Here is a 1,292-nt window from a genome sequence, read left to right as displayed (position 1 = left end):
TGCATACAGCGTTTGATTTGGATAAGAGTGAGTAATTACAGTTCTCGCTTATAATCTGCTTAATACAAGCTTGCCGGTAATGATTAGGTGTCCATAAAGAAAAGTTCTAAGATGTTCCTTTCTTTTTGAGAAAAGTAGACTTTACTGGCAGTAATTAATTTGGACGTCCTACAAGTTAAGATAATCTTTGGAAGGTAGTACAAACGAAGGAGTTGCAAGAATGCTAATTTTGACGCGCCGCGTTGGTGAAACGCTTATGGTTGGCGATGATGTCACAGTGACTGTGCTAGGAGTAAAAGGTAACCAGGTACGAATTGGTGTAAATGCACCGAAAGATGTGTCTGTTCACCGTGAAGAAATCTACCAAAGAATCCAGAAAGAGAAGTCCGATACTTCGGGTTCTGATGAGTAATTAGGCGAATCGTTTATTCCCTGATCGATCCTCTGAAAAAACAGGAAATAAACGAAATTGGCGCTTGGCATTTAATATTTTTTTGGTATTATACGCCGCGTCTGGAGAGATGGCCGAGTGGCTGAAGGCGCACCCCTGCTAAGGGTGTATGGGTTTACGCCCATCGAGGGTTCGAATCCCTCTCTCTCCGCCATGACACCTTTTTGAAGATACGCGGCTGTAGCTCAGCTGGATAGAGTACCTGGCTACGAACCAGGCGGTCGGAGGTTCGAATCCTCCCAGCCGCGCCACTTCAAACCTACCTTAAGTTGTACCTTGATTTTTATAAGATGCGGCTGTAGCTCAGTTGGATAGAGTATCTGGCTTCGAACCAGGTGGTCGTAGGTTCGAATCCTACCAGCCGTGCCACACCCCTTTTAATCAAGTGTTTCGGTTTATGACCGAACCATTGCGCGGCTGTAGCTCAGCTGGATAGAGTACCTGGCTACGAACCAGGCGGTCGGAGGTTCGAATCCTCCCAGCCGCGCCACTTTCCCCTAATTTGTTTCGAACGACATGACGTGTCGTTATAAATTTTATTATTGGCCTTAGTTTTCAGGGAGGTCAAATCATGAAATTTAAAAATCTATTCAATGTAAGAAGCAATTCGCGCTCAAATAGGGCTGCAAGTCCTCACCTATATTTGCCCACGTATCCTCTGAGTCATTCGCATAAAAGATTGGTAGAGAGGAGTTTGCTCTCCAGCTTGCGTGATGCAACGCAGACGTTTGATAACAAGGTTGATCGAGTTATGGCAGTTTTGTCGACAACCGTTAATAGAGATGTTCAGAGGGATCGAATTAATGACGTGATGGCTACAGGGGCAGGCGCTTTCTTGGAG

The 1,292-nt window shown here is 45.3% G+C and carries 1 protein-coding gene and 4 tRNA genes; all 5 read left to right on the top strand.

From position 1 onward, the window contains the following. The first annotated feature begins 220 nt into the window (after positions 1-220). Complete coding sequence (gene csrA, locus A3739_RS04485; protein ID WP_068479356.1) at positions 221-412, top strand: carbon storage regulator CsrA; 192 nt, start codon at positions 221-223, stop codon at positions 410-412. 103 nt (positions 413-515) lie between these two features. Then, positions 516-605: transfer RNA gene (locus A3739_RS04480), tRNA-Ser, on the top strand. A gap of 20 nt (positions 606-625) precedes the next feature. Beyond that, positions 626-702: transfer RNA gene (locus tag A3739_RS04475), tRNA-Arg, on the top strand. 41 nt (positions 703-743) lie between these two features. Continuing rightward, positions 744-820 (top strand) — tRNA-Arg (locus A3739_RS04470). Positions 821-864: 44 nt separating this feature from the next. Continuing rightward, positions 865-941, top strand: a tRNA-Arg gene (locus A3739_RS04465). Positions 942-1,292 lie beyond the last annotated feature (351 nt).

The sequence above is a fragment of the Oleiphilus sp. HI0067 genome (genome assembly GCF_001635735.1).
Note: the sequence above shows the minus strand (reverse complement) of the source record. Positions and strands in the feature narration are given on the sequence as shown.